23 protein-coding genes are annotated in these 23,243 nt (G+C 74.6%); 14 read left to right on the top strand and 9 right to left on the bottom strand.

The genetic code is table 11. The features are described from left to right. Window positions 1-316 precede the first annotated feature (316 nt). The 3 genes from HDA31_RS16870 to HDA31_RS16860 form a co-directional block, all read right to left on the bottom strand. A complete protein-coding gene (locus tag HDA31_RS16870; protein WP_178064462.1) occupies window positions 317-2,323 on the bottom strand; it encodes a beta-galactosidase in 2,007 nt (668 codons plus the stop codon). Further along, the gene (locus HDA31_RS16865; RefSeq protein WP_178064463.1) at window positions 2,320-3,846 is read right to left on the bottom strand and encodes an alpha-L-fucosidase; all 1,527 of its coding nucleotides are present in this window, start codon (window positions 3,844-3,846) and stop codon (window positions 2,320-2,322) included. The genes HDA31_RS16870 and HDA31_RS16865 overlap by 4 nt, the downstream gene beginning before the upstream one ends. Window positions 3,847-3,951: 105 nt before the next feature. After that, window positions 3,952-4,977: an aldo/keto reductase gene (locus HDA31_RS16860; RefSeq protein WP_178064464.1), complete on the bottom strand. Its 1,026-nt coding sequence runs from the start codon at window positions 4,975-4,977 to the stop codon at window positions 3,952-3,954. 221 nt (window positions 4,978-5,198) lie between these two features. Between HDA31_RS16860 and HDA31_RS16855 the strand changes: the two genes are divergently transcribed. From HDA31_RS16855 to HDA31_RS16845, 3 genes are all read left to right on the top strand, one after another. Further along, window positions 5,199-5,612 carry a VOC family protein gene (locus tag HDA31_RS16855; protein WP_246384583.1) on the top strand — a complete coding sequence of 138 codons (414 nt, stop codon included), beginning with the start codon at window positions 5,199-5,201 and terminating at the stop codon, window positions 5,610-5,612. After that, the gene (locus HDA31_RS16850) at window positions 5,600-6,010 is read left to right on the top strand and encodes an ester cyclase (RefSeq protein ID WP_246384584.1); all 411 of its coding nucleotides are present in this window, start codon (window positions 5,600-5,602) and stop codon (window positions 6,008-6,010) included. The genes HDA31_RS16855 and HDA31_RS16850 overlap by 13 nt, the downstream gene beginning before the upstream one ends. A 133-nt stretch (window positions 6,011-6,143) precedes the next feature. Next, on the top strand, window positions 6,144-6,911 hold the full coding sequence (locus HDA31_RS16845; RefSeq protein ID WP_074477788.1) for an IclR family transcriptional regulator: 768 nt from the start codon (window positions 6,144-6,146) through the stop codon (window positions 6,909-6,911). 26 nt (window positions 6,912-6,937) lie between these two features. Here HDA31_RS16845 and HDA31_RS16840 read toward each other — a convergent pair whose 3' ends face one another. Together HDA31_RS16840 and HDA31_RS16835 are read right to left on the bottom strand one after the other, a co-directional pair. Beyond that, window positions 6,938-7,792, bottom strand: a complete 855-nt coding sequence (locus HDA31_RS16840) for an IclR family transcriptional regulator (RefSeq protein WP_178064466.1) — start codon at window positions 7,790-7,792, stop codon at window positions 6,938-6,940. Between the two features lie 49 nt (window positions 7,793-7,841). Beyond that, window positions 7,842-9,158, bottom strand: coding sequence for a zinc-binding metallopeptidase family protein (locus HDA31_RS16835; RefSeq protein WP_178064467.1), 1,317 nt, complete (start codon window positions 9,156-9,158; stop codon window positions 7,842-7,844). A 173-nt stretch (window positions 9,159-9,331) separates the two neighbouring features. On the opposite strand from HDA31_RS16835, the gene fdxA reads away from it, so the two are divergent. Genes fdxA through HDA31_RS16800 form a run of 7 tightly spaced genes read left to right on the top strand, consistent with a single transcriptional unit; the run spans window position 9,332 to window position 14,909 of the window. Beyond that, window positions 9,332-9,643, top strand: coding sequence for a ferredoxin (gene fdxA / locus HDA31_RS16830; RefSeq protein WP_077937509.1), 312 nt, complete (start codon window positions 9,332-9,334; stop codon window positions 9,641-9,643). Window positions 9,644-9,651: 8 nt separating this feature from the next. Further along, window positions 9,652-10,623 carry an NAD(P)/FAD-dependent oxidoreductase gene (locus tag HDA31_RS16825; protein ID WP_219825103.1) on the top strand — a complete coding sequence of 324 codons (972 nt, stop codon included), beginning with the start codon at window positions 9,652-9,654 and terminating at the stop codon, window positions 10,621-10,623. After that, on the top strand, window positions 10,620-11,597 hold the full coding sequence (locus HDA31_RS16820; RefSeq protein ID WP_178064469.1) for a fumarylacetoacetate hydrolase family protein: 978 nt from the start codon (window positions 10,620-10,622) through the stop codon (window positions 11,595-11,597). Before HDA31_RS16825 ends, HDA31_RS16820 begins: the two co-directional genes overlap by 4 nt. Continuing rightward, on the top strand, window positions 11,594-12,772 hold the full coding sequence (locus HDA31_RS16815; protein ID WP_178064470.1) for an amidohydrolase/deacetylase family metallohydrolase: 1,179 nt from the start codon (window positions 11,594-11,596) through the stop codon (window positions 12,770-12,772). Before HDA31_RS16820 ends, HDA31_RS16815 begins: the two co-directional genes overlap by 4 nt. 7 nt (window positions 12,773-12,779) lie before the next feature. Continuing rightward, complete coding sequence (locus HDA31_RS16810) at window positions 12,780-13,595, top strand: HpcH/HpaI aldolase family protein (RefSeq protein ID WP_178064471.1); 816 nt, start codon at window positions 12,780-12,782, stop codon at window positions 13,593-13,595. Window positions 13,596-13,621: 26 nt separating this feature from the next. After that, a complete protein-coding gene (locus tag HDA31_RS16805; RefSeq protein ID WP_074477804.1) occupies window positions 13,622-13,996 on the top strand; it encodes a cupin domain-containing protein in 375 nt (124 codons plus the stop codon). Window positions 13,997-14,003: 7 nt separating this feature from the next. Next, window positions 14,004-14,909 (top strand): ribokinase, encoded by a 906-nt coding sequence (locus tag HDA31_RS16800; protein ID WP_178064472.1) that lies wholly within the window; start codon window positions 14,004-14,006, stop codon window positions 14,907-14,909. Between the two features lie 52 nt (window positions 14,910-14,961). Here the strand turns inward: HDA31_RS16800 and HDA31_RS16795 are convergent, their stop codons facing one another. After that, the gene (locus tag HDA31_RS16795) at window positions 14,962-16,068 is read right to left on the bottom strand and encodes an acetamidase/formamidase family protein (protein WP_178064473.1); all 1,107 of its coding nucleotides are present in this window, start codon (window positions 16,066-16,068) and stop codon (window positions 14,962-14,964) included. A 346-nt stretch (window positions 16,069-16,414) separates the two neighbouring features. Between HDA31_RS16795 and HDA31_RS16790 the strand changes: the two genes are divergently transcribed. Genes HDA31_RS16790 through HDA31_RS16775 form a run of 4 tightly spaced genes read left to right on the top strand, consistent with a single transcriptional unit; the run spans window position 16,415 to window position 19,557 of the window. Then, window positions 16,415-17,794, top strand: a complete 1,380-nt coding sequence (locus HDA31_RS16790; protein ID WP_178064474.1) for an aromatic ring-hydroxylating oxygenase subunit alpha — start codon at window positions 16,415-16,417, stop codon at window positions 17,792-17,794. Continuing rightward, window positions 17,791-18,327: an aromatic-ring-hydroxylating dioxygenase subunit beta gene (locus HDA31_RS16785; RefSeq protein WP_219825044.1), complete on the top strand. Its 537-nt coding sequence runs from the start codon at window positions 17,791-17,793 to the stop codon at window positions 18,325-18,327. The genes HDA31_RS16790 and HDA31_RS16785 overlap by 4 nt, the downstream gene beginning before the upstream one ends. A gap of 22 nt (window positions 18,328-18,349) precedes the next feature. Then, window positions 18,350-18,667, top strand: a complete 318-nt coding sequence (locus HDA31_RS16780) for a Dabb family protein (protein WP_178064475.1) — start codon at window positions 18,350-18,352, stop codon at window positions 18,665-18,667. Then, a complete protein-coding gene (locus tag HDA31_RS16775) occupies window positions 18,664-19,557 on the top strand; it encodes a VOC family protein (RefSeq protein WP_178064476.1) in 894 nt (297 codons plus the stop codon). The genes HDA31_RS16780 and HDA31_RS16775 overlap by 4 nt, the downstream gene beginning before the upstream one ends. A gap of 52 nt (window positions 19,558-19,609) precedes the next feature. Here the strand turns inward: HDA31_RS16775 and HDA31_RS16770 are convergent, their stop codons facing one another. The 3 genes from HDA31_RS16770 to HDA31_RS16760 form a co-directional block, all read right to left on the bottom strand. Beyond that, a complete protein-coding gene (locus tag HDA31_RS16770; protein WP_178064477.1) occupies window positions 19,610-20,353 on the bottom strand; it encodes a YqjF family protein in 744 nt (247 codons plus the stop codon). 84 nt (window positions 20,354-20,437) lie between these two features. After that, a complete protein-coding gene (locus HDA31_RS16765) occupies window positions 20,438-21,586 on the bottom strand; it encodes an RBBP9/YdeN family alpha/beta hydrolase (RefSeq protein WP_178064478.1) in 1,149 nt (382 codons plus the stop codon). Next, window positions 21,583-23,241, bottom strand: coding sequence for a CHAT domain-containing protein (locus HDA31_RS16760; protein ID WP_178064479.1), 1,659 nt, complete (start codon window positions 23,239-23,241; stop codon window positions 21,583-21,585). Before HDA31_RS16760 ends, HDA31_RS16765 begins: the two co-directional genes overlap by 4 nt. Between the last annotated feature and the right edge of the window lie 2 nt (window positions 23,242-23,243).

Here is a 23,243-nt window from a genome sequence, read left to right as displayed (position 1 = left end):
GGACGTCGTCGTGCCGCCTGCCAATTGATAGGCCATTCGGCAGGCATGAGGTGTGCACTGGTGACATCTTGGTGGCGGTCACCTGCGATTACGGGGCGGTAATGCGACCTGTCTTCAGCGCTGCACGGAATTCCCCAATGGCCGCGGCTCGATGCGGTAATGCGCATCGCTCCGAGGCCGACGGGGATCCCGATAAGCTGGTTGGAGCAGCCCGGTAGCTCCTCGGGAAAGTTAACATGTGACCGCTCACACGGGCAAGCAAAGGAGCTGTTGTCGATCGTCTGCCGCCAATGGGGTCACGTTCCGTTCCCGGTCGTCAGCCCAGGCGGGCCGATCTGACCACCCGCACCTCGCCGGCCGGCAGGTGCAACTCTCCGCCGACGGGTCGGTCGGTGAGCATCTCCCGGCCCGTGACCGCGACGACGGCATCCGTGTCGGCGTGGTTGACGAAGAAGGTGAAGACCTCGTCGTCGTTGCGCCGCACCAGCACCTCCACCCCGGCCGGCACGCCGGTGGGGGCGGCCACCAACGAACGCGCGAGGGCGAGCAGCGAGTCGCCGTCGAGGCCGGCGGAGACGTACACCGCGCGGCCCCCGCCCGGCAGCGGACGCGACGTGACCGCGGGACGGCCGTCGAGCTGCCCCCCGGAGTATCCGGCCAGCACCTCCGCCTCGCCGACCCGGAGGAGCTCCGTCCACTCCGTGCCGCGCCAGCCGTTGTCGAGGGTGAACGTCTCGCCCTCCTGCAACGGACGGAACTCCTCACACCGGACACCGAGGAGGTCACGGAACGCGCCCGGGTAGCCGCCCAGCCGCACCTGGTCGTTCTCGTCCACGATCCCCGACAGGAAGCTCACCACGACCGTGCCGCCCGCCCCGGCGAAGGCGGCCACCCGCGCCGCCGTGTCGTCGCCGGTCAGGAACAGCGCCGGCACCACCAGCACCTCGTGCCCGGCGAGGTCGGCCCACGGCGGGAGCACCTCGATGCTCGCGTTCAGCCGCCAGAACGCGTGGTGCCAGTCGCGGACGAGGCGGCCGTAGTCGAGGTGGTTGTTCGGCTTGACCCCCTTCGCCATCGCCCAGCCCGCCTCGTCGTCGAAGAGGATGCCGACCCGGGCCCGGGGAGCGCGCGAGCCCAGGACCGGGGCGAGACTGCGCAGGTACGCGCCCAGCCGGCACACGTCGCGGTAGAGTTCGGTGTCCTCGCCGGCATGCGGGACCATCGCCGAGTGGAACTGCTCCGCGCCGGCCCGCGAGGCGCGCCACTGGAAGAACATCACCCCGTCGGCGCCGTGGCCCACGTGGCTCAGGCTGTTGCGGATCAGCTCCCCCCGCGCCTTGGCCCGGTTGCGCGGCTGCCAGCTCACCGCGCTGGTCGAGTGCTCCATGAGCAGCCACGGCCGGCGCTGCGTCGTCATCGCCCGCATCCGGTCGCCGGAGAAGGCGACGTCCTGCTCGGGGACCGGGTCGGCGGAGCGGGTGTAGTGGTCGTTGGCGACGATGTCCATGTGCGCCGCCCAGCGCGGGTAGTCCACGACGTCGGGCTCGGCGCCCACCATGAAGTTCGTGGTGACGGGAAGCTGCGGGGTGACGGCCTTGAGCACCGCGCGCTCGGCGAGATAGTGCGCGAGCAACTCGTCGGAGGAGAAGCGGTCGAAGTCGAGCACGAGCGAGGGGTTCTTCGCGTTGTTGCCGCGCGGCGGCACGACATGGGCGAAGTCGCGGTACGTGTGGCCCCAGAAGGCGGCGCCCCACGCGTCGTTCAGCGCGTCGAGCGTGCCGTACCTGCGCCGGAGCCAGCCGCGGAACGCCTCCGCCGACACGTCGCAGTAGCAGCGGCCGTTGCCGCCGCCCAGCTCGTTGCTGACGTGCCACATCACGACGTGGTCCCGGTGCCCGTAGCGGTCGGCGAGGGCGCGGACGACGCGCAGCGCGTACTCCCGGAACACCGGGCTGCTCGGGCACCAACCGAGGCGGGCGCCGGGCCAGTGCGGCCGCATGTCGTGGTCGACGGGGCGGATCTCGGGGTGCGCCGCCAGCAACCAGCCCGGGGGCGCGGCGGTCGGCGTGGCGAGGTCGATGGCGATGCCGCCCTCGGCCAGGAGGTCGACGACCTCGTCCAGCCAGCCCCAGTCGAACTCCCCGTCCGCGACCTCGACCAGCCCCCACGAGAAGATGCCGAGCGAGACGAGGTTGACGCCGGCCCGCGTCATCAGCCGCACGTCCTCGGCCCAGGTCGCCCTGTCCCACTGCTCGGGGTTGTAGTCGGCCCCGTAGCTCAGGCCCCTCGTGGGCCAGGCGTCGTCGACGTGCGACCAGCTCATCCGGCGACTCCTCGGTCTCGTGGCAGCCACCCGCCGCCCGCCGCGACCACCGCGACCGTGCGGATCGCCGGCAGGCCCCGGGACGCCTCGATCCGCACCCGCACCTCGCTCACGACGCGCGGGGCGAAGCGCAGGATGCGCCGGTAGCCGACCGCACCCGCCTCGGCCAGCACCTCCTCGCGCCCGTCGGCCACGGCGGTCACGACGATCCGTTCCAGCCGCTGCCCGTACGTGATGTCCTCGCCGACGACCACGGCGGCGACCTCGGTGGGGGCGGGCAGGACGACCGAGACGGCCGGCAGCCCGTCGGACGCCGCCGGTCGCCACACGCAGCCCGCCGCCGCGCCCGCCGCCAGTCGCGCGAGCGCGGCCGGGTCGCCCGCCGGCCCGCCGGCGGCCGGACGCACCGCCCCGGAGGACAGCGCGACGTCGGCCGCCAGCACCGCGCCCCGGAACGCACGGATGCGCTCGCCCAGACCCGTCAGGGCCGCCACGTCGGGGTCGGCCACGAGGCCACGGGAGTCGGGCGGCACGTTGAGCAGCAGGCAGGCGTTGCCGCCGACGGCCGCGCGCCACAGCGCGAACAGCTCGTCGGCGCAGCGGACCGCGTCGTCCTCGCGCCGGTGGTGGAACCACCCCGGCCTGATGGACGTGTTGACCTCGGCCGGATACCACACGAGATCGTCGAGGCGGCCCGCGAGAGCCGCCCGGCTGCCCAGGTCCTCCCCGTCGCTGCGCACGAGGCGGGAGAAGACGCCGTCGTCGACGTGCTGGGAGCCCTCGGCGATGCGCTCGGCATCGCGCAGCCCGGCGGGCACGACGCTCCACTCGTCCGCCCGGGTGTGCCCGGCCTCGTTGCCGCACCACCGCACGTCCGGCCCGCAGACCGAGATCACCGCCCCGGGTTGCCGCCGCCGGACGACGGCGTAGTACCGCTCCCAGTCGTAGTCCTGGTGCGGGCCGTCGGGGCCGTTTCCGTTGGCGCCGTCGAACCACACGGAGAAGACCTCGCCGTAGCCCGACAGCAACTCCTCCAACTGGGCGACGAAGAAATCGTCGTACGCCCTCCCCGAGCCGTACGTGGCCTCGCCGCGGTCCCAGGGCGAGAGGTAGACGCCGAACCGCAGACCGTGCCGCCGCGCCGCATCCGCCACGAGCCGCACGAGGTCGCCCCGCCCGTCGCGCCACGGCGAGGCGGCGACGGAGCGCGTCGTGACCCGCGAGGGCCACAGGCAGAAGCCGTCGTGGTGCTTGGCGGTGAGGATCACGCCGGTCATCTCCGCCGCCGCGAACGCCGTCATCCACTGGTCGACGTCGAGCTCGGCCGGATCGAACAGGGCCGGGTCCTCGTCGCCGAGGCCCCACTCGCGGTCGGTCATCGTGTTCATGCCGAAGTGGACGAAGGCGTAGAGCTCCATCGACTGCCACGCCACCTGCCGCGCGCTGGGACGCACGGCGGTCAGCGCCTCGATCTCGTCGAGGGAACCCGGCGCGCGACGCGGGGGAGTGGGGGCAGGGGTCATCCGAACGTCCCGTCCGTGCCGGGGCCGATGCCGTTCGTCACCCTACTTGACGAATTGACCGCTGTCTTCCCGTGGCCGGTCGGTGCCGCTCTGTCACCCGTGGCGTCAGCGCCGCCGCAGGGCCGGGTCGGTCAGCGCCGGCGGCTGGTAGCCGGCGTCGGCCGGGTTGACGTTGTGGCCGGGCGGCACCAGCGCGTCGATGCGGTCCAGCACGTCGGCCGGCAGCCCGTCGAGCTGACCCGCGCCGAGCTGGCTGCGCAGCTGCTCCAGGGTGCGGGGGCCGATGACGGCGCTGGTCACGGCCGGGTGGCTGAGCACGAAGCCCAGCGCCAGTTCGATCAGCGTCAGGCCGCTCTCCCGGGCCAGCGCGTCCAGCTCGCCGACCAGGTCGAGCTTGCGGTCGCGGGCGGCGGCGTCGCGGAAGTCGAAGTGGTCGCCGTTGCGCCCGGCGCGGGAGTCCGCCGGCACGCTGCCCGCGCGGTACTTGCCCGTCAGCCAGCCGCCGTTGAGCGGGCTGAAGACCATCACCCCGAGCCGGTGCCGCTCGCAGGTCGGCAGCACGCCGGCCTCGGCGCCCCGGGCCAGGATCGAGTACGCGAGCTGCTCGGTGGTGAAGCGCTCCCGCTGGCGCTGCTGCGCGACCCACTGCGCCTCGACGATCTGCTCGGCGGGGAACGCGGAGGTGCCGACGAGGCGTACCTTGCCCTGCCGGACCAGGTCGGACAGGGCGCCGAGGGTCTCGTCGACGTCGGTGCGCGGGTCGGGGCGGTGCACCTGGTAGACGTCGATCCAGTCGGTGCCCAGCCGGCGCAGGCTGTCCTCGACCGCCTGCGTGATCCACCGCCGGGAGTTGCCCCGCCGGTTGCGGTCGGCGCCCATCGGCTCGTGGAACTTGGTGGCCAGCACCACGTCGTCGCGCCGCCCGCGCAGCGCCCGGCCGACGATCTCCTCGGACTCGCCGTGCGCGTACACGTCGGCGGTGTCGACCAGGTTGATCCCGGCGTCGAGCGCCTCGGCGACGATCCGATGGCACTCCTTCTCGTCGGTGTTGCCCCACGCGCCGAACATCATCGTGCCGAGGCAGAGCGTGCTGACCTCGACGCCCGTGCCGCCGAGCCTGCGGTAGCGCATGATCTGACCGTCCTCCTGCTGGTGTGTGTGACCACGCTGGCACGCCGGCCCGGCCCCCGGCACTGTCCCGCCGGGTCGAATCGGCCCGACCGGGTTTGTGTCCCCGGCACATCGCCGCCGCGGCCGGGGGACGAATAGGCTGGTGAAAGCGTAGTTCTGGACATTCCGGCACGGTGGAGGTACTCATGGGGACCGGCCTGACCCAAGCCCGATGGACGCACGTGGCACTGCCCACCGGCGACCTCGACAAGGCGATCGAGTTCTACACGACCCTCACCCCGCTCGTGGTGGTGGAGCGGTTCGCCGACGCCGACGGGGAGAGCGTGTGGCTCTCCAACGACAAGCAGGTCGAGACGCCGTTCGTGCTGGTGCTCGTCTCGTTCAACAAGGACAAGGGCGGCCAGCTCGGCCTGCTCCACCCGTTCGCGCACATCGGCATCGAGGTGCCGCAGCGCTCGGACGTCGACGAGATCGCCGCGCGGGCCCGCGACCTGGGCTGCCTGCACTGGGAGCCGCGTCAGATGCCGCCGCCGGTCGGCTACATCTGCGCGCTGAAGGATCCCGACGGCAACGTCATCGAGATCTCCCACGACCAGCAGGTGTTCGACACCGTACGGCGGCTGTGGGGGAACTGACCGCGGCGCGGACCCGGGAGGCGGTGCTGCGCTACCTGGCCGCGTTGAACGCCCACGACGCCGATGCCGTCGCCGCCTGCGTCAGCGTGGGCTTCGTCAACGAGCACACCGCCGGGCTCGGGCGGGGGGTGGTCGGCCGGGCCGGCTACCGGGACCGGCTCGACGGCTTCCTGGCCGAGTTCGCCGACCTCCGCTACGAGGTGGAGGAGCTGGTCGTCGAGGGGGGCCGGGCCGCGCTGGCGTACCGGATGTCCTTCCGGCTGGTCTCCGCGGGCCGGGCCCCCGTGCGCGTGCGCGGGATGTTCCGGTTCCGGGTCGACGCCGACGGCCTGGTCGCGCACCGGGTCGACTACTGGGACAGCGGCGAGGTGCACCGCCAGCTCGCCGTCGAGCAGTGACCTGGCGCGGCCGTCCGGCCGCGCGGGAGGGGACGGCGGCCACGCCGTCCCCTCCGCCGTTGTCGCGTCCCGGCCGTCGCGCTGGGTAGAGTGCGCATCCTGCGGAGGCGACGGGGATGCGCGAGGTGACACGATGGCGGTCGGGGTCGGGGTCGAGGAACACAGCGGCGACGCGCCGGCGATCCAGACCGTGCAGCGGGCCGCCACCATCCTGAAGGCGTTCTCCGCCGAGCGGCCCCGGCTCACCCTGGCGGAGCTGACCGCCGACCTCGCGATCAGCCGGGCCACCGCGCACCGGTACGCCCGTGCGCTGCGCGCGGCCAACCTGCTGCGCTTCGACACGGCCACCGCCACGTACACGCTGGGGCCGCAGATCCTGGCGATGGAGGCCGCCGCGCGCGCGGCGCTGCCCATCGTCACCGCCGCCGAACCCCACCTGGACCGGCTGACCCGGCTGACCAACCAGACCTCGGTGCTCAGCGTGTGGAACGGCGAGAGCCCGATCGTGGTCCGGTGCATGGACAACGTCAGCGGCGACGTGCGGCTGAGCGTGCGTACGGGATCGCCGCTGGATCTGGTGCGCTCGGCGCAGGGCCGGGTGTTCTGCGCGTTCCTGCCGCCCGCCGAGGCCCCGGTGGTGGCCCGCCAGCTGCGCCTGTCGGCCGGGCTGCGGGCGGTGGTCGAGCAGGTGCGCCGCGACGGGTTCGCGGTCAACTCGCCGGAGGACTTCGGGGTGCGGGTGCTGGCCGCGCCGGTGTTCGAGCGTACCGCGGTGGTGGCCGCGTTGGGTGTGCTCGGCACCGACGCGGTGCTCTCCGGCGCGGCGGAGGCCGCGGCGGCGGACGCCCTGCTGCGCATCGCGCGCGAGCTGTCCGAGGGGCTCGGCGCGGCGGTCGGCTGACCCGGCCCGCGTCCGGCCCGCACCGGTCAGCGGCGGCCCGCGCCCCCGCGCGCCGCCGGGGGACGGGTGCCGTTGCCGTTGTCCGGCGTGGGGTGGTGGCCGTTGCCGGTGCCGGCGGTGCTGCCCAGCTCGGCGGTGACCAGGGCGGCGACCTGTTGCAGGGCGATGGCGAGCGGGGTGTCGGTGCCCTCCGGCACGGAGGTGGTGGTGCCGACGATGGCCATCGCGGCGATCAGCGTGCTGCCGCGGAAGATCGGCGCGGCGATGCTGCGCACGCCGTTGGCCGACGGCGTGTTCGCCGAGATGCCGGTGCGGCGGATCTTGTCGACCTCCCGGCGCAGCTCGGCGGAGGCGGCCAGCTCGTCGGCCAGCCCGACCACGTCGTCCTCGGGCAGGAAGGCGCAGAAGACCCGGCCCTGGGCGGACTCGGTGCGCGAGAGTCGGGAGCCGGTGCGGACGCTGACGCGGATGACCCGGTCGGTGTTGTCGTCGGCGCGGACGACCACGGCCGTGTCGCCGTCCCAGACGCTGAGCACCACGGTTTCGTCGATCTCGCGGACGAGCTGCTGCATGTGCGGGCCGGCGATGCTGATCACCGGCATCGCGGCGCGCGCGGCGGCGGAGAGGGTCAGGATCTGCGGGCCGAGCGAGTAGAGTCCCTCCCGCTCGTCGTAGCGCAGCAGGTTGCTCTCCCGCAGCGCCTTGGTGTAGCGGTGGGCCGTCGCCTTGCTGGTGCCGAGGCTGGCGGTCAGTTCGTTGAGGCTGAGTCGTGGGCGCGCCGCGGTGAACGCGTTGAGGATGACCGCCGCGCGCTGCACGGTCTGGATCGCCGGGGCGCTCTGGTCCGCGTTCTTCCCCGGCGAGGGGCTGTCGTCCGCCATCTGGATCCCTCGTTGCGTGAAGTGAGACAGTATCATGGCATATGGCACATCAGGCTGTCGATATCTGCCGGCTTCGTAGCGCGATGTCGGCATAAATCCGGGCGAAACGCACCAGCTCGGCCACCGCGAAGCGGTCCCGCCGGGGGTCGTCCGGGTCCGCCGGCAGCGGCGGCGGGCCCAGCCGGACGGTCGGCACCCCCCGCCCGCGCAGCACCACCCCGTCGGTCGACCCGGTCCAGCCCCGGATGGGCTGGGGCGCGCGGCCGTGGGCGGCCCGCCAGGCGGCGTCGGCCCAGTGGCAGACCGGGGCGTCGGGGTCGGTGGCCGCGGCCGGGTGGACGGGCCAGCCGGTCACGCTCACCCCGCAGTCGCCCAGCGGGGTGCCGCGCAGCTTCTCGGTCAGCGTCGCGGCCAGGGCGTCGGCGATCTCCGCCGGCTCGTCGCCGGGCACCGTCACCAGGTAGAGGTGGAAGTCCAGCCGCCCGGGCAGCAGGTCGGGCTTGCCCGGCTGGCCGGCCCGCACCGCGCCGACGCCCACCTCCGCCCCGACCTGGCCGCCGCGCCCGGCGCGACTGGCCAGGTGCGCGGCGCGGAACGCCTCCAGCGCCGCGACCACCCGGCCGAGGTGCGCCAGCAGGCCCCCCGGCGGGACGGCGGCGTCGCGGAACAGCGCCGGATGGAACCGGCTGGTCAGCCGTACCCGCAGGAACATGGCCCCCGGCTCGGCGGTGAGCACGCCCGGCGGGCCGCTCTTGGCCACGACGGCGGCGGCCGGCAGCGGGTGCCGGTCGAGGTGGTGGGCCACCCCGCCGGGGGTGGGGCCGGCGTCGGGGTCGGTGCGGTGGGTGCCGGCGGCGGCGAGCAGCAGGGTCAGCCGGTGCGGCCGGCCGGCGGCCCGGCACGCGCCGGCCGCCGCGGCGAAGCCGACCAGGGCGGCCGCGGTCGCCGCGCGGGCCACCCCGAGGCCGAAGCCGCTGACCACCGGCTCGGCGTCCGCCCCGTCGGGCCTGCGCAGCTCGGGCGCGGGGGCGTCCCGGCCGGTGATCGGCGCGTCGAAGTCGGCCCCGCCGGTCAGGGAGGTGTCCAGGTGTGAGTAGACGAGCAGCTCCGGCGCGGTGCCGAGGGCGGAAGAGCCGACCAGGTTGGCGCTGTCGGGCAGCGCCGCCGTCGCCGCCAGGGGGTCGACCCGCCAGGACAGCTCCGGCCACCGCGTGGCGGCCCAGTCGGCGAGCCGGCGGGCGGTGGCCCGTTCCCGACCGTACGGGCTGGGCTCCGCCCCCAGCGCGGCCAGCGCGTCGAGGACGCCCGCCTCGTCGATCGCCTGTTCGGCCGCCCGCCGCAGTGCCGCCGGCACCTCGTCGTCCATCCCCGCACTCCCGCCGCCGTGACTTCATTCAAGATGACGTCTCGTATGTTGACATACTTGGGATGGCTTCTCTAGCGTGACCTGACATCAACGACATCGCCCCGCATCCGCCGACGTCCGCGCGACGGTCAGCGGTGCGGATGCGGACGGCCGACCCAACCGCTGGAGGACCGATGACCTACGTGGTCACCGACGAGTGTGTGGACGTGCAGGATCGGTCCTGCGTCGAGGAGTGCCCCGTGGACTGCATCTACGAGGGCGACCGGATGATGTACATCAACCCGGACGAGTGCGTCGACTGCGGGCGCTGCGAGCCGGTCTGCCCCGTCACGTCGATCTTCCACCTGGAGGATCTGCCGGCCGACCGGGCCCACTTCGGCCCGATCAACGCCGAGTTCTTCGGCGAGATCGGCAGCCCCGGCGGGGCCCGCAAGATCGGTCGGGTCGGCCGCGACCACCCGGCCGTCGCGGGGAGCGCCACCTGATGGGCGAGCTGCACGAGGTCGACCTCGCGATCGTCGGCGCCGGCCCCGCCGGCCTCTACGCCACCTACTACGCAGGCTTCCGGGGGATGAGCGTGGCGGTGATCGACTCGCTGCCGGAGCCCGGCGGCCAGATCGCCGCCCTCTACCCCGAGAAGGCCATCTACGACATAGCCGGCCTGCCCTCCGTGCGCGGCCAGGAGCTCGTCGACGCCCTGCTCGCCCAAGCCGCCACCGCCAAGCCGACCTTCCTGCTCGGGGAGAGCGCGGTCGACCTGACCTGCGCCGAGGACCACGTGGTCGTCGGCACCGAGGTCGGCACCCAGGTACGCGCCAAGGCCGTCCTGCTGACCGCCGGCATCGGCACCTTCACCCCCCGCGAGCTGCCCGTCGGCAGCGACTACCTCGGCCGGGGCCTGCGCTACTTCGTGCCCCGCCTCGACGAGCTCGCCGGCCAGGAGGTCGTCGTGGTCGGCGGCGGCGACTCCGCCGTCGACTGGGCCCTCGCGCTGGAGCCGCACGCCCGCAGCGTCACCCTCGTGCACCGCCGGCCGCAGTTCCGCGCCCACGAGCACAGCGTCGCCCAACTGGAGTCCTCCACCGTGCGGGTGGTCACCCCGTACGAGGTGTGCGGCATCGCCGGGGAGGAGAACGTCACCTCCGTGACGATCGCCGAGGTGCGCGGCGAGGGCCGCGAGGAGCTGCCCGCGCAGGCGGTGGTGGCCGCCCTCGGCTTCATCGCCGACCTCAGCGCCATGGAACGCTGGGGCCTGGAGATGCACCGCCGCTACGTCGCCGTCGACCGGTCGATGCGCACCAACCTGCCGCGCGTCTTCGCCGCCGGCGACATCGCCGACTACGAGGGCAAGGTGCGGCTGATCTCCGTCGGCTTCGGCGAGGCCGCCGCCGCCGTCAACAACCTCGCCCCGCTGGTCAACCCGGCGCTGGGCACGGTGCCCGGACACTCCTCGGACGCGGCATGACCGCCCCCCGCGACGACGCCCGGCACACCGCCGGCGACGGCACGCACCTGGTGGCCACCCGGCACGGGCTGGGCCGGCTCACCGGCGACGGCGACGTCGAGCTGCTCGACCTGCCGTACGCCGACGTGGCCGCGCTGCTGCGCGCCGGCGCCGGGCTCGCCCCGGCCCGCGCCGCGGCCGTGCGCCGCCGGCTGCCGCTGGACGCCCTCGCCGGCGACGTCGTCGCCCCGCTGGGCGGGACGCCGGCCGTGTGGGGGGTGGGCCTCAACTACCACTGCAAGGCGCGCACCACCGGGCGGCCCCTGCCCACCCAGCCCGTGCTCTACCTCAAGTCGCCCAACGCCGGCTCCGGCCCCGACGACACCGTGCCGCTGCCCACCTCGGTCAGCGCGCAGTCCGACTACGAGGGCGAGGTCGCCCTGGTCATCGGCGCGCGGATGCACCACACGCCCGCCGAGCGGGCCTGGGCGCACGTCGCGGGGATCACCGCCGCCAACGACCTGACCTGCCGCGACGTGATGGTCGCCTCCGGCAGCCCCACCCTGGCCAAGAGCTTCCCCGGCTTCGGCGCGCTCGGCGCCTCGGTGCTCGGCCTGGACGCCGTCGCCGACCGCGACGCCATCGGCGTGCGGACCACGGTCAACGGGGAGCTGCGCCAGCAGGCCAGCACCGCCGACCTCATCTTCCCGGTGCCCGACCTGCTCGCCTGGATCTCCCGGTACGTGGTGCTGGAGCCCGGCGACGTGGTGCTCACCGGCACCCCCACCGGCACCGGCCAGGACCGGGGCTGTTTCCTGAGCCCCGGCGACCTGGTCGAGGTCACCGTCGCCGGGGTGCTGCCGCTGCGCACCCGGTTCCGCGCCGAGACCCCGGCCCAGGCAGCCGAGACCCCGGCCGCCACGGCCGAGCCCGACCCCCTTCCCGGCGACGCCCGCCCGTCGCCGCCGCTTCGTACAGAGAGTCTGATGCCATGACTGACGACAGTTCCCCGCGCTACGACCTGGTGCTGGCCGGCGGCGAGGTGTTCGACGCCGCCACCGGCGTCAGCCAGGTGACCGACGTCGCGGTGACCGGCGACCGGGTGGCCCGGATCGCCCCCGGCCTCGCTGCGCAGGGCCGGCAGGTGGTCGACTGCTCCGGGCAGTACGTGCTGCCCGGCCTGGTCGAGGCGCACACCCACATCTTCGCCGACGTCTCCAAGGTCGGCGCGCCGCCCGACGAGGCGCACCTGCGCCGGGGCGTCGTCGCGGCCTGCGACGCCGGCACCGTCGGGGCGTCCACCTTCGCGGCGTTCGAGCGGTACGTCGCCGCCCCGGCCCGGATGCGGCTGGTCAACTTCCTCAACGTCTCGGTCCTCGGCCTGATCGACTTCCGGTTCGGCGAGCTGCTCAACCCGGACACGCTGGTGCCGGAGGACGCCCTGGCGGTCGCCGCCGCCAACCCGCACCGGGTACGCGGCTTCAAGATCCGCCTCTCCGAGGACGTCGTGGGGCTGGAGTGGCGCACGCTGCTCAAGCGGTCCCTGGCGCTGTCGGCCGAGGCCGGGCTCCCGCTGATGATCCACATCGGGGAGACCCCGGAGCCGCTGCCGGTGATCCTCGACCTGCTGCGCCCCGGCGACGTCGTGGCCCACTGCTACACCGGCAAGCCGTACGGCATCCTCGGCGACGGCAAGATCCTGCCCGAGGTGTACGCCGCCCGCGAGCGCGGCGTGCTGTTCGAGTCGGCCCACGGCAAGAGCAACCTCAGCTTCGCCGTGGCCCGCCCGGCCATCGAGCAGGGCTTCCTGCCCGACGTGGTCACCTCCGACACCAGCGGCCGCAACTGGCACGGCCCGGTGTTCGACCTGGTCACCAGCATGGCCAAGCTGCGGGCCATGGGCATGACCATGGAGCAGATCGTGCCCCGGGTGACGTCCGCCCCGGCCCGCCTCACCGGCCTCGACGCCGAGGGCTACGGCAGCCTCGTCGAGGGCGGCCCGGCCCACGTCACGGTCCTCGCCGACGCCGAGGAGGCCGAGCTGCCCGACGCCGCCGGCAACCGGATCGTCGCGCCGCGGCTGGAGCCGAGCCTGGTGCTGCTCGCCGGCGAGCAGGTGCCGACCGTGCCGTGGCGCGGCCTGCCGGCGGCCGGCGTCGCCGGGGCCTGAGCCGCTGATGCCCGCCACCGGTTCCGCGCCGTCCGGCGCCGACGCCCCGCCGCCCGGCGGCGTGCACCGCTCCCGCAGGCGGCTGCGGGCGGCGCTGCGCGGTGGCGGGCGGCTCGTCGGCACGTTCCTCAAGCTGCCCGGCCCCGACGTGGTGGCCCTGGCCACCCAGGCGGGGCTCGACTTCGTCGTGGTCGACCTGGAGCACTCCGCGCTGGACGAGCGCACCGCCGCCGACCAGCTCCGGTTCGCCGCCGCGCTCGGCCTGCCGGCGCTGGTCCGGGTGCCGGCGGTCGACCCGGGCCAGGTCAACCGGCTGCTGGAGGCCGGCGCCGTCGGGGTCCAGCTCTCCACCGTCCGCAGCGGGGCCGAGGTCGGGGCGCTGCGCGCGGCCAGCCGGTACGCCCCGCACGGGCGGCGCAGCATCAGTCTCGCCCACCCGGCGGCCGGCTACGGCGTCGGCGGCCTCGACCGGTACCTCGCGGCGGAGGCCGCCGACCCGCCGCTGCTGGTCGCCCAGATCGAGACGGCGACCACCGAGGATCCCCTGCCCGACCTGCTGGCCGACGCGGACGTCGGGTTCGTCGGCACCACCGACCTGGCGGTCAGCCTCGGCCTCGCCGGCACCGACGACCCGACGCCGCTGCTGCGGCGCACCGGCGACGTCGCCGAGGCGGCCCGGGAGACCGGGGCCGCGCTGGGCGGCTGGGTGGCCGACCGCACGGCCGAGGCACTGGCCCGGCACGGCCTCACCGACGCCGGCTACCTGGTGGTCGGCTCGGACCTGCAACTGCTCGGCGCCGGCCTGCGCCGGCTCGCCGGCTGACCCCCACCCGGAAAGGGAGCGCTGACATGCTCAACCCGCAGCTCTACGGCATCGCGGTGAACTGGGACGACATCCCGGCCACCGACGTGCGGCCCGGGGTGCGCCGCAAGGTGTACGCCACCGACGAGGTCGTGCTGGCCTGGCACGAACTGAGCGTGGGCATGACGCTCAACCCGCACCACCACGACGACTTCGACCAGCTCGTGATGATCCTCGGCGGCCGGTGCAACTACTACGTCGACGGGGTGCCGCACCCGATGGGGGCGGGCTCGATGCTGCTCGTGCCGCGCGGCGCGGAGCACTACGTCGAGCCGACCGAGGGCCCCTGCATCAACCTGGACGTCTTCGCGCCGCCCCGGGCGGACTTCCTGGCGCACGCCTGGCGTCCCGGGCAGGGCTGAGGTCGCCGTGACCGACATCGTGGTGGTGGGCAGCCTCAACGTCGACGTGGTGGTGCCCCTGGCCGAGCTGCCCGCGCCCGGCCAGACCGTGCTCGGCGTCGCCGACCACCGGCGCGCCGGCGGCGGCAAGGGCGCCAACCAGGCGGTCGCCGCCGCCCGGCTGGGCCGCCGCGTCGCCATGGTCGGCGCGGTCGGCGACGACCCGGAGGGGGAGTGGCTCACCGGGCTGCTCGCCGCCGAGGGCGTGGACACGGCCGGGGTGCTGCGCGCGCCCCGCCCGACCGGCCAGGCGATCGTGCTGGTCACCGCCGACGGCGACAGCACCATCGCGGTCAGCTCCGGGGCCAACATGTGGCTCGCGCCGGAGCACCTCGCGCCGTCGTACGACCTGATCGCCTCGGCCCGCGCGGTGCTGTTGCAGCAGGAGGTCGCCGCCGAGGTGGTGGCCGCCGCGGTGGCCGCGGCGGGCGGCCTGGTGGTGCTCAACCCGGCCCCGGCCCGGCCGGTGGACGCGGCGACCCTGGCCCGGGTCGACGTCCTGGTGCCCAACCGGGGCGAGCTGGCGGCCCTGGCCGGGGTCCCGGCCACGGCGGCCCCACCCGGCCCGGCGGAGCTGCCCGCGCTGGCCCGCTCCCTGGGCACGCGAGGGCCGGTGGTGGTGACCCTCGGCGCGGACGGCGCGCTGGTGGTCGGCGCCGACCGGGAGTGGCTGGTGCCGGCCGAGCGCGTCGACGCGGTGGACGCGACCGGCGCGGGCGACAGCTTCTGCGCGGCGCTGGCCGACGCGCTGCTCGACGGCGCGGCGATCGACGAGGCGGCCCGCTGGGCGAGCCGGGTGGCGGCGGTGACCGTGACCCGGCCGGGCGCGATGGCCGCCGCGCCCCGCCGCGCCGAGGTCATCGTCGCTGGTTGACAGGGGTCCCCTGCTATGCGGAATGCGTTAACAGGGGACCCCTCCTTGCACCTCAGACGTGGACCGGGAAGTCCGCCTTGCGGATCAGGCAGTGGATGCCCTTCACCCCGTCGACGACCTGGCTGACCTCGAAGTCGGCGGCGGCGCTCAGGTAGGCCAGGGCGGTCTGCGGCGGCATGCCCTGGGTGCGGGCGAGGAAGGCGACGGCGGCGCGCACGGCCCGGCGCATCGCCTCGTCGAGGTCGCTGTGCAGGCCGACGGGCAGCCAGTGGGTCGCGGTCTCGGCGAAGGGGCCGTCGGCGACGCCCAGGGCCCCCGCCTGCGCCTGCGGGACGACCGACAGCCGCAGGGTGGCCCGCAGCGGCGCCTCCAGGGCGGTCAGCGCCACCTCGCCGTCGCCCTGGGCGTAGTGCGGGTCGCCGGCGTAGAAGCCGGCCCCGGGGAGCTGCACCGGAAGGTAGAGGGCGGAGCCGATCTGGAGCTCGTTGATGTCGAGGTTGCCGCCGAACGCGCCGGGCGGCACGGAGTGCACCGGGTCGTCGGTGTCCACCGCCACGCCCATCAGGCCGAGGAACGGGGCGAGGGGGAAGCGGGCGGCCCGCCCGTCGCCGTACGGCAGCGTGCCGTACAGCCGGCCGCCGCTGCTGACCACTGCGGTGAAGTGGCAGACGCTGCCGTACGCGCGGGGCACGTCGCCGCCCGCGCCGGTGTCGGCCGGGGTGAGCGGGAACTCGCCGGGCAGCGCGCCGTAGCCGTGCCGGCTGCTGACGAAGCCGTACGGGGCCCGGACGAGCAGGTCGAGGACCTCGACGCGGAGCACGTCGCCCGGCTCGGCCCCGTCGACCGCGATGGGCCCGGTGACCACGTGCGGCCCGTCGGCGTCGTAGTCGTGGGCGACGTCCGAGGCGGCCAGGTCGCGGGCGTCGGCGAGGACCCCGTCGGCGGGCACGTCGAACTGCTTGAGGTACGCGACCGGGTCGCGGCCCTGGTCCTCCAGGATGCCCTCGTGGCTGAGCGTGTCGATCGTCACCGTCTCGCCCGAGCGGATCCGCAGCACGGGTTCGTGCCGCCGGGTGGGCAGCCGGCCCCACAGGCAGGTCTCGGGCGTGCTCGGCAGGTAGTGGGTTCCAGCGATCGGGCCTTCGTGCGGCTGGAGCATGGGATCCTCCGGGAGGGGTGACACCGGCTGGCGGTGCGATGGGTGGCGCGGCTGGTGACGCGTGTGCCGCCGGCGCGCGGCGGCGGTGGCGGTGGCGTCCGGTGGGTGTGCGGACCGCGGGTGTGCGGGCCACGACGGAGGGGCCCGTACCCGCGGCGCAGCGGCGTGGCCGCGCCCTGTCGACGTTCGGCATCGTGGCCAACGAAACCGCCGTTGCGTGTTGCGCCCGTATTAACAGCGAGTAACCCGGTGCTGGAGTATGTCCTGCTCTTGACAGGTGGCAGGGCCGGATAGCAGCATCGTGGTGCGAGACGCTGTCTCGCATGACGTAGAAGGCGGTGAGGTGATGGCGCAGCAGACGCCGGTACGCCCGCTCGGTGCACCCGGTGACGGCGCGATGATCGACGAGGACTGGGAGGCGCTGCGGTTCCGCGTGCACCGCTCGGCGTACCGCGAGCCGGGGGTGTTCGCCGAGGAGATCGCGCGGATCTGGGGGCACACCTGGCTCTACCTCGGTCACGAGACGGAGATCCCGAAGGCGGGCGACTTCAAGACCCGCACGCTGGGCGGGCGTCCGCTGATCTTCTGCCGCGACGCCGACGGCGAGGTGCGGGTGTTCTTCAACTCCTGCACCCACCGGGGCACCGTGCTGTGCCGGCACAGCGAGGGCAACACCAAGTTCTTCCAGTGCTTCTACCACGCCTGGGCGTTCAGTAACTCCGGCGAGCTGGCCGCGCTGCCCGGCGACGACGCGTACCCCGACGACCCGGCCTTCCGGGCGTCGATGGCGCTGCGTCAGGTGCCCCGCCTCCAGATCCACGAGGGCTTCGTCTTCATCGCGTTCGACCCCGACGTGCCCGACCTGCTGACCCACCTCGGCCCGGCGGCGCACTACATGTCGCTCACGGCCAAGATCGGCGAGCGCGGCATGACCACCCTGCCCGGGGTGCAGCTCTACAGCGTCAAGGGCAACTGGAAGCTGGCCGTCGAGAACGCCATGGACGGCTACCACTTCGCCCCCACGCACAACACGTTCGTCGGCTACCTGCGCGAGACCGGCTTCGCCGTCACCGACGACGACCAGTACGCCTACGACCTCGGCGGCGGCCACGGCCTGCTCGTCCTCACCGGACACAACGGCCGCATCGGTATGGTCTGGGAGCCCCGCTTCGGCGAGGAGGAGAAGGAGCGCACCGCCGTCAAGCGGCGCGAGCTGGAGGCCCGCCTCGGGCCCGAGCTCGCCGCCGAGGTCGCCGACGCCAGCCGCATCCTGTTCGTCTTCCCCAACCTGCTGCTGTTCGACCTGGAGGCGCTGACCATCCGGCAGCTCGAACCGGTCGCCGCCGACCGCACCGACGTGCGGGCGTGGCAGTTCGTCGAGGTCGGCGAGCCGGAGTCGGTGCGCGCGCTGCGCATCAAGACGATGGTCAGCTTCGTCGGGCCGGGCGGCCTCGCCACCCCCGACGACATCGAGGCGTACGAGGCGGTGCAGCGCGGCATCGTCGCCACCGCCGACGCGGCCGACCCCGCCCACGACTGGAGCGACATGTCGCGGGGCATGGCCAACGAGAAGCAGGGCAACCAGGGGCGCTCGATCGACGAGGGCGCGATGCGCAGCTTCTGGCGGCAGTGGGCGCACGTCGTCGGCGCGTCCACCAGCGTGGCCGGCGCGCCGCCGGCCGGTGCCCCGGCGAGCGGCCCGGCCGCCGCCGAGGCGGGGGAGTGAGCGCCGTGACGGCGGGCAACGGCAGCCGTGGGGGAGTGGTGAAAGTGGAGTCGCGCGAGGTCACCCGCGCCGAGGTGGAGGAGTTCCTCTACCGCGAGGCCCAGCTGCTCGACGAGTGGCGCCTCGACGAGTGGTTCACCCTCTTCGAGCCCGACGGCCGGCTGGAGGTGCCGACGACCGACTGGGCCGGCTGGGACGCCACCACCGCCGGATACTTCGTCGCCGACGACTACGAGCTGATCCGGGCCCGGGTCAAGCGGCTCAAGAGCCGCAAGGCGCACGCGGAGAACCCGCACTCGCGCACCCACCGGATGGTCTCCAACGTGATCCTGCTGGAGGCCGGCGCGGAGACCGTCTGGATCACCGCGAACTTCGTCATCCACCGCTACCGCGACGGCGGCGCCTACACCTACGTGGGCCGCTACGAGCACGTGCTCAAGGTCGAGCCCGACGGGCTGCGGTTCCGGGTGCGGCGGGCCGTGCCGGTGATGGAGTCCATGGACCCCGGCGCCCGACTCAGCTTCATCCTCTGAGCCGGCCGCCATGATCACCCACATGCTCGTGTTCCGCTTCCGCGACGACCTGCCGCCCGGCGCGGCCGAGTCCGTCCTGGCCGAGCTGGAGACGTTCCCGTCGCGGTACCCGGCGATGCGCAACTGGCGCAGCGGGGCCAACGTCAGCACCCGCGACGACACCATGAGCCACGGCTTCGTCGTGGAGTTCCCCACCGAGCAGGACCTGCTCGACTACCTGCACAGCGACTCGCACGAGCGGTTCGTCCGGGAACGCTGGCGTCCGGTCGTCGAGCGCCAGGCCATCGTCAGCTTCCCCACCGTGGGGGACCACCAGCACACCGAGAGGGGTAGCAGATGACCACCGAGGCCGCCGCCCGCCGCCGCGGGCCGTACGGCATGGAGTACGCCCGGATCGAGGTGCCGGACCTGGCCGCCTCCATCGAGTTCCTCCAGTACCACGTCGGCCTGCAACTGGAGCAGCACGACGACGAGTACGCCTTCCTGCGCGCCGACATCGAGCACCACAGCATCGAGCTGGTCGCCGCGCCGCAGCGGGAGGTCTCCTGGACCACCGCGGTCGGCTTCAGCGTCGAGTCCGACGCGGTCCTCGACGACCTGCGGGAGCGGGTCACCGCGGCCGGGCACGAGGTGTTCGAGCTGGCCGACCGGGTCAAGGGCCTCGTCCAGCGCGGCTTCGCCGTCAAGGACCCCAACGGCCTGATCGTCGAGCTGTTCACCGAGTTCGCCGAGTACGCCGAGCCGCCGCTGATCGAGCTGCGCCCGCTGGACCTGGTGCACCCGTTCCTCGCCACCGAGAAGTACGAGGAGACCCTGCGCTTCTACACCGAGGTGCTCGGCTTCCTCGTCTCCGACTACGTCGGCGACGTGACGGCCTTCCTGCGCAGCGAGGACCGCTACCACCACAGCCTGGCGATCCAGCGCAACAAGGAGTTCTACGTCGCGCACCTGTGCTTCATGATGAAGAGCTTCGACCACGTGATGCGCGGCCGGGCGCGCGCCCAGTACAAGCAGGTGCCCATCGCCTCGGACCTGGTCAACCACTCCGCGTCGACGTCGATCGCCTTCTACATGCACGACCCGGTGCACGGGCCGCGCTACGAGCTGTGCGACCGGCACCGGGTCTTCACGCCCGAGGAGCACGAGACCCACCGGGCCCGCCGCATGTCGGTGGACCCGCGCAACATCGACGTGTGGCGGCCCGCCGCCGACGACTGGGGCCGGTTCTGACCCCACCGCCTCTCCTCGCGCGCCGGCCCGGCGGCGGGCCCTCGTCGGCCCGTCAGCCGGGCCGGCGCGCGACGGCGGGCAGGCCGAACACGACCGGCACGCCGGGGGAGTAGAGCACGCTCACCGGCTCTCCGGCGGGCGCGGGCAGCCCCGCGGCGGCGACCAGCTCGTCGTCCAGGCTCAGCAGCTCGGCCCGGTGCAGCGGCCAGCGCGGGTGCCAGTTCGGCAGGTGCAGCGTGCGCCCGTACGCCCGGGTGTGCAGCCCCCAGCGGGCGGTGAGGAAGTGCTCCAGCGGCGTCGGGTCGGCGATCGGGTCGCCGACCCGGACCACCAGGCGGCTCGCCGCGCCGGCCGGGCCGGGCCAGCGCCGCCGGCAGCGGTACGTCACCGTGTCGCCGTCGCGGTCCAGCCGCATCCTCGACCACAGGTACGGCAGCCGCAGGCTCGCCCGCGCGACGAGCACCGGGACCAGCCGGGAGGCGTCGAGCGACCGGAACACCACGGCCCGCCGCCCGGCGTCGTCGACGGAGTAGAGCCGGACGTTGGTCTCCCAGAAGGTGCCGAAGTACGGCACCCCCGGGCCCCGGCCGAGGCCCAGCCCGACCATCCGGAAGCCGACGAGGCCGACGTGGGCGGCCCCGTCGAGGGTGTCGGGGCGGGTGCCGGCGGGCAGCAGCGGCGCGACGAGCTCCGGCGCGACCGCCCAGTGCACGAAGGTCAGGTCCGTCCAGCGTTGCCGCAGGCTCGCCCGGGGGAACGCCCGGGCGGGGGCGGCGTCGACGGGCTCGATGTCCACGCCCCCATCCTGCCCGACCCCACCCAGGCCATCCTCCTAGGACGCTCCGCGCGGCGTGTGCCGCCCCGCCCGACCGGCCGGGACTCACCGGTCCGTCGGTTCCGCGAACGTCTCGTGCAGCACCGACACCAGGCGCGGGTTCGTCCAGTACGCCGAGTGCGTGTAGAGCTGGTCCGACAGCAGGTGCTCCACCCGCACGTCCCGGGGCGTGGAGCCGTCCGCCCAGCGGAACAACCGGCTCGCGACGAAGCCCAGCGGGTCCAGCGGATGCCACAGGTTCGCCCACCGGCCCACCGAGTCCGGCAGCAGCACCGGCCCGCTGCCGTCGTACGGGGCGAGCTGGCCGCCGCGCGGGTCGAACAGGTGGAACAGCGGCCACTGGCAGCCGAACGTCACCAGCCCCGCCGTGCGTACCGGGTCCTCGCCGGTGGCCAGGTCCAGCGCGACGACCGCGCCGAGGCTGTGCCCGATCAGGTGCACCGGCTCCTCCCGCCCGGCACGTTCCCCGGCGACGGCGGTGATCTGCTCGCGGATGCGGGCCCGGATCCGCTCGCCGTGGCGCTGGTAGACCAGCACGTCGCCGAGGGTGAGGGCGACGTACCGGGCGCGGGCGATGCGGGCCCAGGTGTAGAAGCGCTCCCCGGCGGCGCCGACGGCCGCGCCGGCCACCCGGTCCAGTTCGGGCAGGCGGCGGCGGATGACGCGGCGGACCGCCCCCGGGTCGCGTACCTCGTGGCCGGCGTCGCCCACGGCGTCCAGCGCCGCCGCCGCGAGCGCCGCGCCCACCTCGGCCAGCAGCGTCGGGTCGTCGGCGTGGCGCAGCCACCGGGTCCGCGGCCACTCCTGCGCGATCGCGTCCAGCACCTCGTCGGTGACGTCCGGCGGGGCGCCCCGCGACTCGACCGGCGGCGGGTCCAACGTCTGCCGGGCCCGCGCCCGGACCAGCTCCAGCCGCTGCGCGGTGGTCAACGGGACCGGGCCGGCGAGCCCCAGGCCGGCGTCGTCGGCGACCGGCGGCGGCCCGCCGTCGCGGACGTCCCAGGACTGCCCGGGGCCGGGCGGCATGGCCAGCTCCACCCCGAGGGTGGACGAGCCGAGGTCACCCCAGTAGGCGGAGTGCATCGTCCACCGGCCGAGGGCGGCGGCGCTCAGCTCCGCCACCCGGCCGGCGACCACCTGCGGGTCCCGGTTGGCGATGCCGTGGATCACGAAGACGGGCCGGTCGTCGCTCATGCGGTCGCTCCTGTCAGGATCGTGGCCTGTGGATCGCCGTAGACGGCGTAGGCCAGGCCGGTCGGGTCGCCGGGGTCGGCGAGCAGCTCGCGGCGGGCGGCGAAGGACGCGGCGGCCAGCGGCGCGCCCCCGCGCAGTTCGGCGTAGAACCGGTCGGCGTAGCGGTGCGCCGATTCGGTGCGGACGGCCCAGGTGGAGCCGACGAACGCGCCCGCGCCGGCGCGGACGAACTCGTTGGCCCAGCCGCCCATGAGCGTGTCGTAGGAGCCGCCGTCGACGCTGCGGCAGGCGTTGAAGAACACCAGCGGGCAGCGGGCGCGCAGGCTGCCCCGGGCGGCGGCGCGGGCCAGCGCGACGGGGCGGAACCGGCCGTCGTCCATCGCCACGCCGCCGTCGGAGTCCGCGCCGGGCTGGTCCTGGTGGCAGGCGAGGTGCAGCAGACCGAAGTCGCCCCGGTCGATGCGGCGCAGCAGCTCCTGCGCCGAGGTGACCAGGGCGCCGGGGACGTCGAGACCGGCGTTGACCTGCCGGATCTCGGCCACGGCGCCGGTGGGCGGGTTGCGGCCGTGCACGAAGACCGCGTCGCTCAGCGCCAGCGACCGGGCGGGGGAGTGGCCGCTGGTCTGCCGCATGACCGCCAGCCGCTCGGCGGGGAACTCGTCCCAGGTGGGTGGCAGGAGCAGCTCCCACGGCAGCTCGCTGACGTCGCTGCAGATGGTCAGGCCGGTGGCGGTGGCCAGCCGGGCCTCGACCTCGCGGCCGATCTCGGGCGGCAGCGCCCGCCACAGCAGCGTGCCGTACCCGGCGAGCTCGCCCCGCACGGCGGCGGGCTGCCCGCCGGTGCCCCGGGCCGCCGCGTTGACGGTGCGCAGCAGGTCCGCGAGCAGCCCGCGGGGGACCGACCCGGCCGTCGCCGTGGGGCCGTCGCGGCCGACGAGCCGGAAGGCGTAGCCGTCGCGGTGCCGGTCGACCTGGAGGGCCACCTCGCCGGGCCGGGGGGCGAGGCGCTCGACGCGGGCGGTCAGCCGGTGCGGCGGCGCGTACGATGCCGAGTCGGTGACCAGGACCGTGCGGACGATCGCCGCGATCTGGCTGCCGCCGCCGTCGACGAAAGCCCGGACGGTGACCTCGTGCCGGCCCTCCTCGGCGGCGCCGAGCACGAACACGACGCCGTCGGGGTCGTCGCCGGGGTGGACCCGCACGACGTGGACGGCGTCCGACTCGATCGACAGCGTCGGCGAGGCGACCGTGACCAGCACGTCGACCCCCCGCTCGGGGACGGGGAACGGCCGGGTGGGGACGCTGCCGGGGCCGCCGTCGCGGCTGATCGTCACGTGCAGCGGGAACCGGGTGCCGGGGCGGGCCTGGCGGGGCAGGGACGTGGTCAGGTAGCGCACCGGCGGGGCGCTGCCGGGTTCCGCGCGGGGCCGGCTCTCGGCGGCGCGTACCGTCTCCATCGCCCACCGTTCCAGCGCGGGGTCGCCGCGCAGGGCGCGGGCGATCGCCAGGTCCGCCAGCGGCCCCGGCGGCCGGGCCAGGGCCTCGGCGAGCAGCTTGTCGATGCGCGCGGCCGTCTCCGCGTCGGCGACGAGGTCGCCGAGGCGGGCGCGGACCTGCTCGGCGACCCAGCGCAGGGTCCAGGTGTCGTCGCGCACCG

It is taken from the genome of Micromonospora carbonacea, assembly GCF_014205165.1.
In the GTDB taxonomy this organism is placed as follows: domain Bacteria; phylum Actinomycetota; class Actinomycetes; order Mycobacteriales; family Micromonosporaceae; genus Micromonospora; species Micromonospora carbonacea.
The sequence above is the reverse complement of the archived record's forward strand: the minus strand, read 5'-3'. Positions and strand labels throughout refer to the sequence as shown.